Origin of the sequence: Bosea sp. F3-2 (assembly GCF_008253865.1) — a bacterium.
In the GTDB taxonomy this organism is placed as follows: domain Bacteria; phylum Pseudomonadota; class Alphaproteobacteria; order Rhizobiales; family Beijerinckiaceae; genus Allobosea.
In genome coordinates this window covers 5,247,537-5,263,324 of record NZ_CP042331.1, presented here as the reverse complement: position 1 = coordinate 5,263,324, position 15,788 = coordinate 5,247,537, and the positions used below count along the sequence as shown (strand labels likewise).

The 15,788-nt window shown below is 65.9% G+C and carries 11 protein-coding genes; 4 read left to right on the top strand and 7 right to left on the bottom strand.

Going from position 1 to position 15,788, the window contains the following annotated elements; all coding sequences use genetic code 11:
• Positions 1-91: 91 nt before the first annotated feature.
• The 7 genes from FQV39_RS24320 to FQV39_RS33860 all read right to left on the bottom strand — a co-directional run bounded on the left by FQV39_RS24320 (position 92) and on the right by FQV39_RS33860 (position 9,493).
• A complete protein-coding gene (locus tag FQV39_RS24320) occupies positions 92-1,237 on the bottom strand; it encodes a glycosyltransferase family protein (RefSeq protein WP_149132635.1) in 1,146 nt (381 codons plus the stop codon).
• Positions 1,234-2,484, bottom strand: coding sequence for a glycosyltransferase family 4 protein (locus FQV39_RS24315; RefSeq protein ID WP_149132634.1), 1,251 nt, complete (start codon positions 2,482-2,484; stop codon positions 1,234-1,236). The genes FQV39_RS24320 and FQV39_RS24315 overlap by 4 nt, the downstream gene beginning before the upstream one ends.
• A complete protein-coding gene (locus FQV39_RS24310) occupies positions 2,481-3,143 on the bottom strand; it encodes a class I SAM-dependent methyltransferase (RefSeq protein WP_149132633.1) in 663 nt (220 codons plus the stop codon). Before FQV39_RS24310 ends, FQV39_RS24315 begins: the two co-directional genes overlap by 4 nt.
• A 338-nt stretch (positions 3,144-3,481) precedes the next feature.
• Positions 3,482-5,314 (bottom strand): adenylate/guanylate cyclase domain-containing protein, encoded by a 1,833-nt coding sequence (locus tag FQV39_RS24305; RefSeq protein WP_149132632.1) that lies wholly within the window; start codon positions 5,312-5,314, stop codon positions 3,482-3,484.
• A 16-nt stretch (positions 5,315-5,330) separates the two neighbouring features.
• A complete protein-coding gene (locus FQV39_RS24300) occupies positions 5,331-5,780 on the bottom strand; it encodes a Crp/Fnr family transcriptional regulator (RefSeq protein ID WP_149132631.1) in 450 nt (149 codons plus the stop codon).
• The gene (locus tag FQV39_RS24295; protein WP_149132630.1) at positions 5,777-8,512 is read right to left on the bottom strand and encodes an ABC transporter transmembrane domain-containing protein; all 2,736 of its coding nucleotides are present in this window, start codon (positions 8,510-8,512) and stop codon (positions 5,777-5,779) included. Before FQV39_RS24295 ends, FQV39_RS24300 begins: the two co-directional genes overlap by 4 nt.
• Positions 8,513-9,292: 780 nt before the next feature.
• Positions 9,293-9,493: a hypothetical protein gene (locus tag FQV39_RS33860; RefSeq protein ID WP_248313128.1), complete on the bottom strand. Its 201-nt coding sequence runs from the start codon at positions 9,491-9,493 to the stop codon at positions 9,293-9,295.
• A gap of 241 nt (positions 9,494-9,734) precedes the next feature.
• Here FQV39_RS33860 and FQV39_RS24285 point away from each other — a divergent pair, with 241 nt between their 5' ends.
• The 4 genes from FQV39_RS24285 to FQV39_RS24270 are packed head-to-tail and all read left to right on the top strand — an operon-like array spanning position 9,735 to position 15,765.
• Positions 9,735-11,615 (top strand): ABC transporter ATP-binding protein, encoded by a 1,881-nt coding sequence (locus FQV39_RS24285; protein ID WP_149132628.1) that lies wholly within the window; start codon positions 9,735-9,737, stop codon positions 11,613-11,615.
• Positions 11,612-13,567: an ABC transporter substrate-binding protein gene (locus FQV39_RS24280; RefSeq protein WP_149132627.1), complete on the top strand. Its 1,956-nt coding sequence runs from the start codon at positions 11,612-11,614 to the stop codon at positions 13,565-13,567. Before FQV39_RS24285 ends, FQV39_RS24280 begins: the two co-directional genes overlap by 4 nt.
• A 6-nt stretch (positions 13,568-13,573) precedes the next feature.
• Positions 13,574-14,572: an ABC transporter permease gene (locus FQV39_RS24275; RefSeq protein WP_149134018.1), complete on the top strand. Its 999-nt coding sequence runs from the start codon at positions 13,574-13,576 to the stop codon at positions 14,570-14,572.
• Positions 14,569-15,765: an ABC transporter permease gene (locus tag FQV39_RS24270; protein ID WP_248313127.1), complete on the top strand. Its 1,197-nt coding sequence runs from the start codon at positions 14,569-14,571 to the stop codon at positions 15,763-15,765. Before FQV39_RS24275 ends, FQV39_RS24270 begins: the two co-directional genes overlap by 4 nt.
• Positions 15,766-15,788 lie beyond the last annotated feature (23 nt).

Here is a 15,788-nt window from a genome sequence, read left to right as displayed (position 1 = left end):
CCCTCATTAGAGCGAAAGACCGGAAGCGGCAATTCGCAAAGCTGCACCCTGGCCCTCGCAAAGGGCATGCCGGCTCACAGCTTCCGCCGCCTCAAACACGCTCGGCCAGAAGCTGTTTCACGATTGCGGCCGCATTGCGCGCGCCGTCGAGCGCGAGAGCGATGCCCGGCGGCCTTCGGCCAATTCCGGCCGCGACGGCGGCTGCCAGCCCGCCCGGTGTCAAAGCCCCTTCCCCTGAAATCCTCAGGCAACGCGCCAGCCCGGCGCGCTCCATCGCCTCGGCCCTGATGGCCTGCTCGGTCTCGCCGCCGGCATCGAACGGCACGACGATCGCGGGGCGGCGGGCGGCGACGAGATCGAGCACCGTGTTGTAGCCGGCCTGGCTGATCGAGATCGCACAGCCGGCGAGCAGCGCCGGGAAATCGGGCCGCACTCGCTCGACCGTGGCATGGGCCGGCGCCTCTGCCTGCAGCCGGCCGAAGACGCCCTCGCCGACCGCACGCCCGACCAGGATGCGCCAGCGCAGGTCCTGCGGACCGAGCTTTGCCGCCGCGATGGCGAGTTCAAACAGCGGTATGGCCGCGCCCGAGCCGCCCCCGGAGACAAGCACCTCGCCGCTCTCGATCGGTTCACCCGAGGCCGGTGCCTCCGCCATGTAGCCGGTGTAGCGCAGCTTGGCCGCGAGCCGCGCATCGACCGGCCATGAGCGGTCGAGCGGCAGGAAATCCGCATCGCCATGGACCAGCACGGCATCAAACAGCGTCGCAAGCCGATCCTCGGCCTCCGCGATGCACTCGGGGCGCGGCCTCACCAGCACGTCCCGGATCGAGGAGAGTATCAATGACTTCGGATTGGCGGCCCGCGCCGCCACGATCAGGGCGAGGAACTCCCCCGCGAGTTGCCGGCGTCCGAACGGGAAATGCTCGACGATCACCGCACCGGGCCGCAAGCTCGCCGCCAGCCCTTCCAGAAGCGCAACGCGCTGGGCCTTGTGTTCCGGGTCGATGGGCTGACCGGCCTCGTCGAGCAACGTGCGGAAATCGACGCCTTCGGTCCTGACCGGCGGCAGCTGCACGAAGGTGAAGGGCTCCTGCTCCATCGACCGCAGCCGCATGCCGCCGCTCGCCAGCGTGACGGCGAAACCATCCCGCGAAAGCGCCCGCGCCAGATTCGCGGCGCGCACGAGATGGCCCGAGCCGAGCAGATGCGTCACTGCGATAAGGACGGTGGCGCTCATCCCAGCTCTTCACTGCAAGCAAGCAGCTTCGCAGCGATGCCATCGAGCCCGGCCGCGGCCGAGAAGGAGCCGGTCAGCCGCGCCAGCGCGCGATAACCCAGCTGTCCCCGCTGCTGCGGCGCGCGGGCGAGCTCCGCCAACGCACCGGCGAGCCCCTCGACATCGCCGGACTGCACCAGAAGCCCCTCGACGCCATGTCGAACGAATTCCGGGATCCCGGCGAAATCGGTCGCGACGATCGGCAGGGCCTGGCTCGCCGCCTCCATCACGACATTGGGCAGGCCATCGCGATCGCCATTGCCTGCCTGCTTCGAGGGCAGGACGAAAAGGTCGGCGGCGCGCAAGGCGGCGATGACCTCGTCCTGCGCCTTCGGCCCGGCCCAGACGACCTTGTCGCCGAGGCCGAGCGCACGCGCCTTCTCCTGCAGCGCCTTCAGCATCTCGCCGCCGCCGATATGGGTCAGCCGCCAATGCAGCTCGGCGGGCAGTTTCGCCAACGCGTCGAGGAGATCGTCAAAACCCTTCTTCGCCACCGCTCGCCCGATCGTGACGAAGCGCACGGGATCGGCGGAATCGGAACCGTCGCGGCCGGAGCGTGGCGCCGGCGGCGGAAAGCGCGCGAGATCGAGCCCGTGATAGACCAGCTCAACCTTGTCCGGCTGGTCGGACAGCCGCTCAAGCTCGCGGAAGCCGTCCTGGGTGCAGGTCACGCCCCAGACGGCATCGGCGATCTTCTCGCGCTTCTCCCAGTCGGGCGTCGTCCAGATATCCTTGGCATGGGCGGAGAAGGACCAGCTCAGGCCGCGCAGCAGGGCCGCGTAGCGGATCACGGAAGCCGGCGTGTGCAGGTAGTGCACATGCAGATGCCGGATATCGGCCGGCAGCTCGCACGCCATCACGCAGGCCTGGCCGAAGCGGCGCAGGCGGTTGCGCGTCCTGTCCCGGGCGAGATCGCGCAGGAAGATCGAAATGAGCTTGCGAAAACCGGGCTGCGCGAGGGCGCCGAGCACGCCGCGCGCGACGCGCCCGGGCTCGTCGTGCAGATATTCCGGCAGGTAGCGCACCGGCGCCGTGATCTGATGGTGCATCAGATGCTTGGCGCCGTCGGTCGGATGCCGGAGCGACCAGATCTCGAGGGCGAGGCCGCGCTGCTGCAACCCCAGCAGTTCTTGTGCGATGAAGGTCTCCGACAGCCGCGGATAGCCCTTCATCGCCACCGCGATACGCGGCACCGTGCCTGTCGTCATCGCCGGCCGATCAGCATGAAGCGCGTATAGTTCTTTGTCGGCCGCGCCCCGGCGAACCAGACCTCGGCGAACCCCGCCTGCTCGCGGAAGGCATCGAGCGAGGGCACGCAGCTGCGATGATCGGGCTCGCGGTAATAGTCGTTGGATTGCAGCACGAGCGGCAAGCCGGCCGGCAAACGCGCAATCCAGCCCGGCACGTCGTCGAGATGCTCGCAGCTCGTATTGATGACGAGCCCGGGCTTGGGCGACTGAGCCGCGAAATCGAGCGTCATCATGTCCGCCGTCAGCGCCCGGAAGCGCCCGGCAGCGACATGGCGATGGTTCAGGATCTCGGCGGTCGGCGCGCAGGTTGGATCGACATCGAGGCTCACAACCTCCTCGATGGCAAGCCGCGCATCGTCGAGCAGCATCGCACCGAGCACACCATACCACGCGCCGAGAACCCAAACGGGGCCAGACGGTTTCGGGCAGGCCCCGGCGAGCGCCTCGACAAGCCACTGCTTGGAAGCGATCTGCTTGTGGTTGCAGGCGATCGACAGATCGGGCGGCGCGCCCTTGCCGTAGAGGCGCGCGACATCGGCGACGATGCGGTTGCCGGACAGTGCCGCCATGCCGCGGAGCAGGTCGTGGAAGGCCTCGCAAGGCGGTTCAGGCGTCATGGTTCCGTCGGTATCGGCAAAAACTGGCGGGACCATAGAGGCTGTTATGAACCATGGGAACGATTTGATGAGGTCAAAACCACAGAGATGGGAGGAGCATCGCGCCGCCGATACGTCGGTATCGGCAAGCGGTGCGACGCTGCAGCTCCACCGTTTTCACCTCACCCGCAGGGCGCGGCGCTTTTGCGCGAATGCCGTGTCGTTCTTCGTAGCAAACCGGAAGGTTTGCGTCCTCGAACTCCTTGCATTCGCGCAAAAGCGCCTGCGTCAAATCGCCCCCATGGTTCATAACAGCCTCTCGGCAGCCGTTGCAGCAAAGGCCAGCCTCGCGTGCCGGCTCAATCGCGCCGGTTCGCCTCTTCCGTCCCGGATGCCGATTCCACCGCGGGCTCGGCCGCCTCGCCCGATGCTTCCTCCGGCGCAGCAGCCGGCATCGGCCTCGCCGCCATTGCGGCATCATCGCGCTTGCGGCGGGCAATTTCCGGCGCACTTGCGAAGCCATAGGCCGTGAGCGGCTTCTCGCGCCCCTTGATCGCAATCTTGAGCGGCACCGTTCCGGCATAGCTGCGGCCAGTCGTGCGAATCGTGTCTTCCGAGACCACGACATCGGCCAGCACCCGGCGCGTCGCCGCTTCGAGCTGGCTCGCGATCATCACTGTTTCGCCGACCGTAATCTCGCGCCGGCCGAGATTGTCGTTCTCGACGGCGCCGGTGATGGCATCGCCGGTATGGATACCGATCCCGATCCTGAGCGGCAGAGGCAGCGCCGCTCCGAACTCGCGGTTGAGCGCCTCGACCGCCCGGACGATGTCGGCCGCGGCGCTGATTGCCGCCTGCGCCCCGCGCGCCTGCGAGCCTTCGAGGCCGAACACGGCCATGAATCCATCGCCGTAGAAGGCGTCGATGCGCCCGTCATGGGCCGTGATCGCCTGGCCCATCTCGTCGAAGAAGCGGTTGAGCAGGCCGATCAACTCGCGCGGCAGCTGCCGCTCCGAGAGCGCCGAGAAGGCGCGCAGATCGGCGACCATCACCGTCAGGCCGCGCTTGTTGATGGCATCATCGGGCTGCAGCGTGCGCGCCCCGGCGACGTTCAGGCGCGAGGCGAGCAGGATCTGTACTTGCAGGTCGTCATGCGGCCTGATCTGGCAGGCGAGCCGGACACCTTCAGGCGCAGAAATGCGCCGCAGCAATTTGGCCTCGTTCGGCCCCGGTGATGGCAGCTTGTCGATGCCGTCCATCACCAGCACGCGGCAAGTGGCGCAGCGCGCCCGCCCGCCGCAGAGCGCTGCGTGCGGAATGCCGAAGCGTCGGAACATCTCGAGCACCGTCGGCCCCGGCGCCACGCGGCGCGTGCCGTGGCCGACGAAGCGTACCGTGATCTGACGCCGGGTCCGGACCCGGACCTCCCGGATGCCGACGAACAGAACGAAGGCGCCGACCAGCCCGTAGAACGCGCCCTTCGCCCACATCACGTCCCGATCGAACATCGCCCGCTGCGCATCGCTGACGAGCTCCGGCGGCAGCGCCATGTGCCCGGCCTCGCGCGCAGCGACCGTGAAGCCGATGAGCGCAAGCAGCGGGATCAGGATCGAGACGAGCAGGAACGGATCGCGCCAATAGCGGTAGGCATCGCGCGAGCGCAGCACGAAATGGATACCGATGATGCCATGCGTCCAAACCAGCAGCAGCAGCAGCGACTGCAGCAGGGCACGGTCCGGCCACAGCCTCCGCAGCACGGCATGATAGGTCTCGTCGACGCCGAAATAATGCCCCACCACGCGCGTGCTGACGATGTGATCGACGAGCAGAAGCGGAATCGCGAGGCCCAATGCGATCTGCAGCATCTCGCGCAGCGGCATCTTGAAGGTGCGCCGCTGGACCACGCGCAGCAACGCGAACACCGGATGGATGACGAGCGCGCCGTAGAGCACGATCGTCCCGATCTGGGAATGCCAGACATTGTAGCGCCAGTCCTGGACGCGCTCCATGGCATCGACCCCGAAGATGCCGACGGCATGGTTGAGGAAATGCGTCGTCGCGAAGGTCAGCAGGATCAGGCCCGAGACGAGACGAATGTCGCGGCTCCAGGACGACACCTGATCCATGCTCGCGCCCATACCGCTACGCGCCATCCCCGTGCGCTGCGTGCCGGCGGCTTGTGGCCGATTCATACGATGCTCGACCTCATCAAACGGTTTCGTGCTCGCGGAGCAGAACACTTGCAAGACGGTGAACACGCTCAGCCAGATCGCGACAGACCGCGAGGCTGAACTCCGGCACGGTCTGAAGCAGTTCGAAGAACAGATCCTTCGGAATTCTCAGCGCCAGCACCGGCGTCTTCGCGCTGACCGTGCCGATGAACGGCCGGCCGCTGAGCAACGACACGTCGCCGGTAATGCTGCCGGCATCCTTCTGGAACCGTCGCACCTCGCCATCCTCGCGCGGCTGCGAGAATTCGACATCACCTTCGAGGATGACATAGACGCCATCCAGCCGGTCCTTCTGGTCGATCAGGACAGCGCCCGGCTCGAAGCGCAATCTCTCGCCCATCAGGGCGACGAGCTTGAGCCGCGAGGCAGGCATGTCGCGAAACAGCGGCAGGCTGCGCAAGCAGCCGATATCGGCTTCCAGACTCATGACCGTGCCTCCATTCGCTGGGCATCCGCAAAGCGTAACGCCTGATCGCCGGCATCGTTCGCTGCCTCGGGCGCCCCATCCGCTTCGACCGAGCCGGTCGCCCCATGGAAAACGACCTGCATCGGGATGTCCTCGACGAGTCTAGCATCTCCCAGCAGAAGAAACAGCGTCATTCCAGCACAATAGCTCCGCAGCCGAGCCACGATCTTCTCCGGCTCGTCGGAGATCGCGAGCAGGGCCGAGACGTCGAGAACAGCGATCTGCGGTGCCTTGACCAGCGCCTGAACCAGGGGAATGGCGTGCAGCAGCCGCGCCGGCAGATAGCGCCCGCGGATGCCGCTCTCGGTATCGAGCCCAAGACGATAAAGCGCCTCTCCCAGCCCCGAACGCTCGAGCGCCTGGAGCACGATCTCCGCCACCTTTCGACCCGCATCGGGGATGCCGTAGCCGATGCGGCCGAACATCAGGTTGTCCCGCACGCTGGCGCCGAGCATGACCTTGTTGGGAGCATAGAAATCCACATCGCCGGCGGCATCGGCCGGCAGGTGCTTGCGGAAGCTTGCGCGCGCCCTGAGGATCCGGCGTTCGAGCCGGTCGTCGATCAGGTTCAGGCGGTGCTTGGGTTCGATATAGCCGAGTGCCAGCGCCACCAGGTCACGCTCCGTCTCCTGATCAAGCGGGCTTCGCATATCGTGCTTGGCCAGGATGTCCGCCAGCTCGTTGAGGCGCTCGAAGTCGAAACTGTCCCCAAAGGAATAGCGCTCGAACAGGGCATGCCCCTGCGGCAGGCCGGCAAAGATCTCGACGACCGTGGCGACGATCCGCCCCCCCATCTCGGTCAGAGGCTCGACCAGGGCCTCCGCCTTGAGGATCGAATGGGCATAGGGTTCGAAGAGCAGAGTCGTGTTGTCGAAGCGGGCGCTGGTCCGTGTTCCGAAGATCAGGTTTTCAGCGATCGAGGCATTCCGGTTGTAGCGGTCGAGAACGAAGGGCTCGATCAGCCCACCAAGCTTGATGCGCTGGAGCTCCGCCGCCACGACGTGACGGGCGGTGATGATGCGTTCGGTTGCTTGCTCGCTCACCGGCGGCATCACCTTGCCGCCCAGGCCGAGCTCGAACACCTCCTGGGTGCAGCCGAACACGTCGAGCAGCTCGCGCACCCGCGCCGCGAGCTCGGCCGCATCGGCGACCCCGACACCTTCGTAATCCGTCCAGTCCGCCTCGAACGGAAACGGCGAATTGCCCGATCGGACAGCCTCGACGAAACGGCGATGTTCCTGTGGGGAAACCGGGCCGTCGGATTTGATCTCCGGTCGCCGCCGCCGCAGCGGCAACAGGATATTATCCCGCATCGTGCCGCCGATGACCTCCGCCTCGTCGCCGGAATAGCCGATCAGATGGCTCGCCCGCTCGACCGACATGTCCGCGAGCAGTTCGCCGTCGATGAGGACCCGGCCCGTATAGTTGGTCGCCTGCCGCCCGAGGACGCGGCCGAGCACCTCCCCACCACCGCCATGGGGTCCGATCACCGCGACGCAGCCCGGGCGTTGCAGGCTGAACGAAAGCGGCGTCAGCAGCGGCTGCCCGCGATTGTCCAGCATCTGCACGGCCTCGAGTCGGATGTCTCCCTTGGCCGGCAGGGGCGAGCAGCCATTCGCCTCGTCGAGGACGAGCGTGTCGTCGCTGTTGAACTGGGAAATGACCTGCTCGTATTTGATCGTGACGTCGTTGCGCTGCTGGTCCCAGTCGATCAGTTCCTTGATCGGCGAAGGCAGGTCGCGATAGGCCGCGATCACCGCCACGAGCTGGCCGATGTCGAGGCGTCCCTGCAGCGCGAAATAGCCGCCGATCGCATAGAAGAAGAACGGCGTGACCTGTGCCAGCAGGTTGTTGAGGAATTTGACCGCGAACTTCCGCTTGAAGAGCGCGTAGCGGATGTCGAAGAGGCGCCCGAGCCGCCCGGCGATATCAGCCTGGACGTAACTCGTGGCGCCATGCCCCTGGATCATCGGCCCGGCATCGACGATTTCGCCGATCCGTCCCGCAAGCTGGCGGGAGGCGATCTGGCGCTCGCGGCCGAGCCTCAGCTGCTCCCGGCGCAGGATCGGGATGATGATCGCCTGCGCCAGCACGATCAGCAGGGCGATCGAGCCGAGCCAGAAGCTCTGCGCCATGATGAAGACGAGTGCCGTCAAGGCCTGGCTCAGCAGGAAGACCGGCTGGATGAAGGCGTCTCCGACGAAGCCGCCGACCGGCTCGACCTCGTCCTTGATCATGCTGGCGATTTCGGCCGGCTTGACCGCCCGGATCTCCTCCGGGCGAAACCGCATCAGCTGGCTGAAGAGATCGTAGCGCATGCGCCGCAGCATGCGCTCGCCGAGGATGCCCTTGCGCACGTTGATGACGTATTTGAAGGCGCCGTTGATCAGCACCAGAAGCAGAAAATAGCTGGAGAGACCGAGAAGAAGCCCGACCTGATTGACCTGAAGCCCTTCGAACAGCCTGAAGCTCGCACCCCCCAGCCAGGACGGGAGATGTAGGGTGGTCTCCATGAAGGTAGCGGTCGTCTTGCCGTCCCTGAATGCCCCACCCTGGATGGCATCGTTGACGATCCGCTTGGGAACATCGAACGAGGCCCAGTTGAAGGGTATCGAGACAAGGATGATCAGCAGGACGATGATCTGCTCGCCACGACTCTTCTGCCAGATGTAACGGAAGAGGTTGGGCTCCAAAGGGCAATCCTGTCGCGAAACGCCAGCGGCGCTGTCATGCCGGGGCAAGGCCCCTGAAAACGACCATATGTGGTGAGGTTGCGGCGCAGTGCAATGCGGACCAGTTTGAAGCGGCGGCGCAGCCGGATCGCGCCGCGTCGGGGGGAGAGGTGAAGCCCGCGCAGCCCTTGGTTGTGCAGCTCTCGTGATTGTCGTTACCGCTCCCCTTGCAACCGCCTGCGCCGAAGTCGCGCCGGACAACGCTTCTCTCCTCCTGCATGATGGCTTCGACCAGGGCGGTTTCGCCGCCGGGGGCGGGCTATTCTACAAGGAGAACTTCGAGCGACGCGCCGGCCGGGTGGTTTTCGGCGCGGCCTCGTCCTTTCGCGGCACCGGCGCGCTGACCCTGACGGCCATGGCGTCCTGCCCGCCAACCGGGTCGACGGCGGCGAGCGCGCCCAGGTCTGGGAGCGCCCGGAGGTGCTTGCCCCCCTACCGCAGCACGGTCTGGTACGGGCTGGCGCTGCGTCTCGACGATCCGCTGCCGCAGGATGATCGCAGATATGTGATCGCCCAATGGAAGCGCGAGATCCGCCCGGCCGCCGAGGGCGACTACACGCCCTTTCCTGACGCTGCGGCTCTATCGGGGGGCATCTCGGCGTCACGGTTGAGACGGATCGCGTCGTCTCCTATCCGATCGGGAGCCTGGAACGCCCGGATGGCTGCCGCCCCGGCGAGGCGCTGGTATTCGACCGTCCAAAGGTTCACCAGACGCGGGCTCTGGTCGCCGTTGAAGCCGGCTCAACGCGCCAGAATTATCCGGGCTATTTCAACGCCTGTGCGCCGAACATCGAGGTCACGCGACACGCGGACCTGCCGCCGGCGCAAAAGGGCTGGATCGATTTCGTCATCCAATCGCAGCCAGGCCCCCATGGCGGCGGACACAGCGAGATCATGGCCGACGGCGTCCTGATCGCCACCATCCGTGGGCATATCGGCCATAGCGGCCCCTCGACGCCAGCCAGTATTTCAAATTCGGCCCCTACCGTGCCCCGGCCACCTGCCCTGGAGCGTCAGCTACGGCGATTTCCGCCGAGGGCCGCGTTGCAGCGATGTCATCCGGCTCGGCCAATGTCCGGCCGAACGAGCCGATTTGTCGAAAGTCATTGGCAAGACGGAACTTTCGACGTCTAGTGACGCCAGGTGAAAAGCGGACGGTTCCGGGGTGGCGTCAGATCGGGTCATGGATATCCTGCGCATCAGCGACCTGCGCATCGGCTTCACCGTTCACGGCCTTTCCCGCGAGGTGGTGAAGGGGGCGAGCCTGCGTGTGCCGGCTGGCAAGACGGTCGCGCTCGTGGGCGAGTCCGGTTCCGGCAAGTCGGTGATCTCGCAGGCCATCATGGGCCTGTTGCCTCGCGCCGGCGCCGTGACCGGCGGCGAGATCCTGTTCCGCGACCCCCTCGCGCCGCAGACCGTGGTCGACATCGCGGCCCTGCCCGCCGAAGGTCCGGAGATCCGTGCGCTGCGCGGCGGCCGCATCGGCATGATCTTCCAGGAGCCGATGTCGTCGCTCTCGCCGGTCCACACCATCGGCAACCAGATCGAGGAAGCCCTGCTCCTGCATCGGCCGATGCCGAAGGCCGAGGCGCGCGGCCTGATCGAGGCCATGCTCAAACGCGTCGGCTTCAAGAACCCGCATCGCGCCTACGGGCTGTATCCCTTCGAGCTGTCAGGCGGCCTGCGCCAACGCGCCATGCTCGCCATGGCCTTGATCTGCAAGCCGGCCCTCCTGATCGCCGACGAGCCGACCACGGCGCTCGATGTCACCATCCAGGCGCAGGTGCTCGACCTGATGAGCGATCTGCAGGCCGAGATGGGCATGGCAATCCTGCTCATCACCCACGATCTCGGCGTCGTCGCCAACATGGCCGACGAGGTAGTGGTGATCTTCCACGGCGAGATCATGGAGCACGGTCCGGTCGAGGACATCTTCCGGCGCCCGCTCCACCCCTATCTCAAGGCGCTGCTCAACGCTTCGCCGCATTTCGACATGCAGGAGGGCGAGCGCCTCGTTGCGCTCCGGGAGGCAAGGCCCCGGCCCCCCTCAGTTCCGCGCCCCGCTCCGCCGCCTGACGCCGTCGACACGCCGCTGCTGCGCGTCCGCAACCTGCACAAGACCTATGTCACTGGTTCCCGCGGCTTCTTCGGCAAGGGCACGCTGAGCACCGTGAAGGCCGTGGACAATGTCGGCTTCGACATCCGCCGCGGCGAATGCCTCGGTCTCGTCGGCGAGAGCGGCTGCGGCAAGACGACGGTCAGCAAGATCGTGATGCGGGCCATTACCGCCGATTCCGGCGAGGTGATCTTCGACGACGGTCATGAAAGGGTCGACGTGCTCGGGCTGCAGGGCGAAGCGTTGCGCGCCTTCCGCCCGCGTATCCAGATGATCTTCCAGGATCCGGTCTCGTCCCTTTCGCCGCGCATGACCGTGATGAACATTCTGCGCGAGCCGCTTGCCATCCATGACCGGGGCGACTCTGCGGCTCAGGACGAGCGGGTGCGGTCGCTGATGCAGGATGTCGGGCTCGATGTTCGCTTCCTCAACCGCTATCCGCACTCCTTCTCGGGCGGCCAGCGCCAGCGCATCGGCATCGCCCGGGCGCTCGCGCTCGACCCCGAGCTGATCATCTGCGACGAGCCGGTCTCGGCGCTCGATGTCTCCGTCCAGGCGCAGATCCTCAACCTGCTGAAGGATCTCCAGGCCGAACGGGGCCTCACCTTCCTGTTCATCTCGCACAACCTCGCCGTGGTGAACTACATGGCGGATCGCATCGCGGTGATGGCCAATGGCCGCATCGTCGAACTGGCGCCGCGCCATACCCTCTTCACCAAGCCGGTCCACCCCTACACCAAGGCGCTGCTGCGCTCGGTGCCCTTCCCCGATCTCGATCGCAAGCTCGACTTCAAGCTCGCGGCGCCGGGCGGTGCTTCCGACGACAGCCATTGGGGCGAGGCCTTCAAGGTCGGTTCCGACGCCTCCGCCTTGACGCACTTGCCGCTCGGAGAGGGTCACTACGTCCTTGCGCGGCCCAATGCCGATGTCCGGGAGATGGTCCCATGACCTCCCGCTCCCCGCATACGACGCGCCGCGGCGCCCTGCTGCTGGGAACAGCCGCGCTCGCCGGGGCTGCTCTGCCGCGCCGCGCCCGTGCACAGCAGACGCCGCCTCCGCCGATCGACAGCCCCTTCTTCGCCGAGAAGGTCTCCGCGGGAACGCTGCCGCCGGTGGCGCACCGCCTGCCAGCCCCGCCTCGCATCATCGATCTCGGCAAGCTCGGCCGCATGCCGGGTCGTCATGGCGGCAATATCCGGATGCTGATGGGCGATCAGCGCGATATCCGGATGATGACGCTCTACGGCTACACACGCCTGATGGTCTATGACGAGAATCTCGAGCTCGTGCCGGACGTGCTCGAAAGCTGCGACGTCGAGGATGGCCGCATCTTCACGCTGCGCCTGCGCGCCGGCCATCGCTGGTCCGACGGCTCTCCCTTCACCACCGAGGATTTCCGCTACTGGTGGGAGGATGTCGCCAACAACAAGCGCCTCTCGCCCGGCGGTCCACCTCAGGCGATGCTCGCCGGTGGCAATCTCCCCTTCTTTGAGGTGCTGAGCGAGACCGAGATTCGCTACAGCTGGGAAATGCCGAACCCGGTCTTCCTGCCGGCATTGGCAGGCGCGCAGCCGACCTACATCTTCATGCCCTCGCGCTATCTCAAGCAGTTCCACGAGAAGCACGCGCCCAAGCACGAGCTGGTCCAGCGGGTGAAAGAAAATCGCGTCCGCGACTGGGGCGCGCTGCACGAACGCCTCTCGCGCATGTACCGGCCCGAAAACCCGAGCCTTCCGACGCTCGAGCCCTGGCGCAACACCACGCCGCTGCCAGCCGAGCAATTCGTGTTCGAGCGCAATCCCTTCTTCCACCGCGTCGACGAGACGGGTCGGCAGCTGCCCTATGCCGATCAGGTCACGCTGACCATCGGCACGAGCTCGCTGATCCCGGCCAAGGCGGCCGCCGGGGAGGCCGATCTTCAGGCCCGCTACATCCGCTTCGACAACTACACCTTCCTGAAGGAGGCCTCGAAGCGGATGAACTTCGAGGTCAGGCTCTGGAAGCGGGCGGAGGGCGCCTATTTCGCCCTGCTGCCGAACCTGAACGCCATCGATCCGGTCTGGCGCGACCTCAATCGCGATGTACGCTACCGCCGGGCGATCTCGGTCGCGATCAACCGCACCGACGTCAACAAGGTGATCTTCTTCGGGTTGGCGCGCGAGAGCGGCAACACCGCACTGCCGGAGAGCCCGCTCTTCGACCCCGCCTTCGCTTCGCCCTGGGTCCAGCACGACCCGGCACTGGCGAACCGGCTTCTCGACGAGATCGGCCTGACCAAGCGCGACGATGACGGCGTGCGCCTGCTCTCGGACGGCCGCAGGCTCGAATTCACCATCGAGACCGCCGGCGAGAACACCGAGGAGACGGATATCCTCGACCTGATCAAGCAGGACTTCTTGAAGGTCGGCATCAAGATCTATCCACGCTCCACGCAGCGCGATGTCTTCCGCCGCCGCATCGTCGCGGGGCAGACCGTGATGTCGGCCTGGGCCGGCATGGACAATGCGCTCGTCACCTCCGACATGGAGCCGGATGCGCTGGCGCCGACCTCCTCGGCACAGTTCCAGTGGCCGCGCTGGGGCCAGTTCATCGAGACCAACGGACGCGAGGGCGAAAGACCGGCCTCGCCGGAGGTCAACGAGCTGGTGCGGCTCTACGAGGAATGGCGCATGAGCTCGACGCGCAACCAGCGCCGCGCGATCTGGAGCAAGATGCTGGCCATCAATGCCGAGCAGGTTTTCAGCATCGGCGTGATCAACAGCACCTTGCAGCCGATCGTCGTCTCCCGCGACCTGCGCAACGTACCCGAAAACGGCCTCTACAGCTTCGAGCCCGGCGCCTTCATCGGCCGCTACATGCCCGACACCTTCTGGTTCGATCGGCAAGAGACCAAAGGCTGATCCGTGCTGTTCCGCTACATCCTCAAGCGCATCCTGATCATGATCCCGACGCTGCTGGTCACCAGCGCGCTGATCTTCACCGTGATCAACCTTCCGGAGGGGGACTATTTCGAGACTCTCGCGGCCGAAATGCAGGCCCAGGGCGAGAAGGCCGATATGAGCCGCATCGAGTTCCTCAAGCAGGAATACGGCTTCGACCGGCCGCCGGTCGAACGCTATTTCCGCTGGGTCACGGGCCTGCTCCAGGGCGATATGGGCTATTCCTTCGAATATCAGCGGCCAGTCAGGGAGATCGTCGGCGACCGTCTGCTGCTGACCATGCTGGTCTCCTTCGCCACGATCGTCTTCACCTGGATCGTCGCCTTCCCGATCGGCATCTATTCGGCCACGCACCAATATAGCTGGGGCGATTACGGGCTGACCTTCATCGGCCTGATCGGCCTCGCAGTGCCGCATTTCCTGCTGGCGCTGGTCTTCATGTATTTCGCCAATGTCTGGTTCGGCACCTCGATTGGCGGCCTCGTCGACCCGCAATATCTCAACCAGCCGATGAGCTGGGCCAAGCTCCGGTCCGTGCTGGAGCATCTCTGGATTCCCGTCATCATCATCGGCGCCGGCGGCACCGCCGGCATGATCCGGGCGCTGCGAGCCAATCTGCTCGACGAACTCCAGAAGCAGTACTACGTCACCGCCCGCGCCAAGGGCCTGCCGCCCGGCAAGGCGCTGCGGAAATACCCGCTGCGCATGTCGCTCAACTTCTTCATCTCGGATATCGGCGACATCCTGCCTTCGATCGTTTCGGGCGCCGAGGTCGTCGCCATCGTGCTCTCCCTGCAGACCACCGGCCCGCTGCTGATTCGGGCGCTGCAGGCCCAGGACATGTATCTCGCTGGCTCCTTCCTGATGTTCCTCTCCTTCCTGACCGTGATCGGCGTGCTGATCTCGGATATCGCGCTCGCCATCCTGGATCCGCGCATCCGTCTGCAGGGGACCGCGACCAAGTGAAGGCGAACTCGCTCAACTCGCTCAGCACGCTCCCGCCCGACGGCGCGCCGCTGCCGCATGCAGCCACGACCGCGCCTTTCGAACCCTATGCCACCGAGGCGATGACGCCGGAGCAGGAGCGGATCTATCTCGCCTCGCAATGGCAGCTGATGTGGTGGAAGTTCCGCCGCCACAAGCTCGCGGTCATCTCCGCCTTCGTCATCGTCGCGATCTACGCGATGGCCGCCTTCGCCGAATTCCTCGCGCCCTATCATTACACCACGCGCAACACCGACTTCATCCGCGCGCCGGGCCAGAGCGTCCACCTTTTCCACGAGGGCAGCTTCATCGGGCCCTTCGTCTATCCGTACACAATGCGGCTCAACATGGAGAACCTGAAGCGCGAATACGAGGTCGACCGCTCGCAGCCGCAGAAGCTGCGCTTCTTCTGCCGCGGCGACAGCTACGAATTCTGGGGCTTGATTCCGGGCGACTGGCGTCTGGTCTGCCCGCCGAAGGACGGCACCTTCTTCTGGCTGGGTGCGGACAGGCTCGGCCGCGACATGCTCTCGCGCATCCTCTATGGCGGACGCATCTCGCTCTCGATCGGCCTGCTCGGCGTCTCCGTCTCCTTCGTGCTCGGCGTCATCATCGGCGGCATCGCCGGCTATTACGGCGGCCGTGTCGATCTCTTCATCCAGCGCATCATCGAGATCGTGCAGTCGCTGCCGCATATCCCGCTCTGGCTGGCGCTGGCCTCGATCATGCCGCCGTCATGGAGCCCCGTGGTCGTCTATTTCGGCATCACCATCATCCTCGGTCTGATGGACTGGACGGGGCTCGCCCGCTCGGTCCGCTCGAAGCTGCTGTCGTTGCGCGAGGAAGACTATGTCGTTGCCGCCCAGCTGATGGGCGCAAAGCCCGCCCGCATCATCGGCCTGCATCTGGTGCCGGGCTTCATGAGCCATCTCATCGCCTCGGCCACCATCACCATCCCAAAGACCATCCTCGGCGAGACGGCGCTCTCCTTCCTCGGCCTGGGCCTGAGGCCACCGATCACCAGCTGGGGCGTCATGCTCAACGAGGCGCAGAACATCAATGTGGTGGCGCTCTACCCGTGGCTGCTCTATCCGGTCGTGCCCGTGATCGTGATCATCCTCGCCTTCAACTTCCTCGGCGACGGCCTGCGCGATGCGGCCGATCCCTATCGCTGACCAGCTACGTTCCACCTCCTTCC

Coding starts and splice junctions, on each gene's coding strand:
- FQV39_RS24300 (WP_149132631.1), bottom strand. CDS start 5,780: ATGAGTCTGGAAGCCGATATCGGCTGCTTGCGCAGCCTGCCGCTGTTT.
- FQV39_RS24280 (WP_149132627.1), top strand. CDS start 11,612: ATGACCTCCCGCTCCCCGCATACGACGCGCCGCGGCGCCCTGCTGCTG.
- FQV39_RS33860 (WP_248313128.1), bottom strand. CDS start 9,493: ATGGCCGATATGCCCACGGATGGTGGCGATCAGGACGCCGTCGGCCAT.
- FQV39_RS24305 (WP_149132632.1), bottom strand. CDS start 5,314: ATGAATCGGCCACAAGCCGCCGGCACGCAGCGCACGGGGATGGCGCGT.
- FQV39_RS24310 (WP_149132633.1), bottom strand. CDS start 3,143: ATGACGCCTGAACCGCCTTGCGAGGCCTTCCACGACCTGCTCCGCGGC.
- FQV39_RS24285 (WP_149132628.1), top strand. CDS start 9,735: ATGGATATCCTGCGCATCAGCGACCTGCGCATCGGCTTCACCGTTCAC.
- FQV39_RS24315 (WP_149132634.1), bottom strand. CDS start 2,484: ATGACGACAGGCACGGTGCCGCGTATCGCGGTGGCGATGAAGGGCTAT.
- FQV39_RS24320 (WP_149132635.1), bottom strand. CDS start 1,237: ATGAGCGCCACCGTCCTTATCGCAGTGACGCATCTGCTCGGCTCGGGC.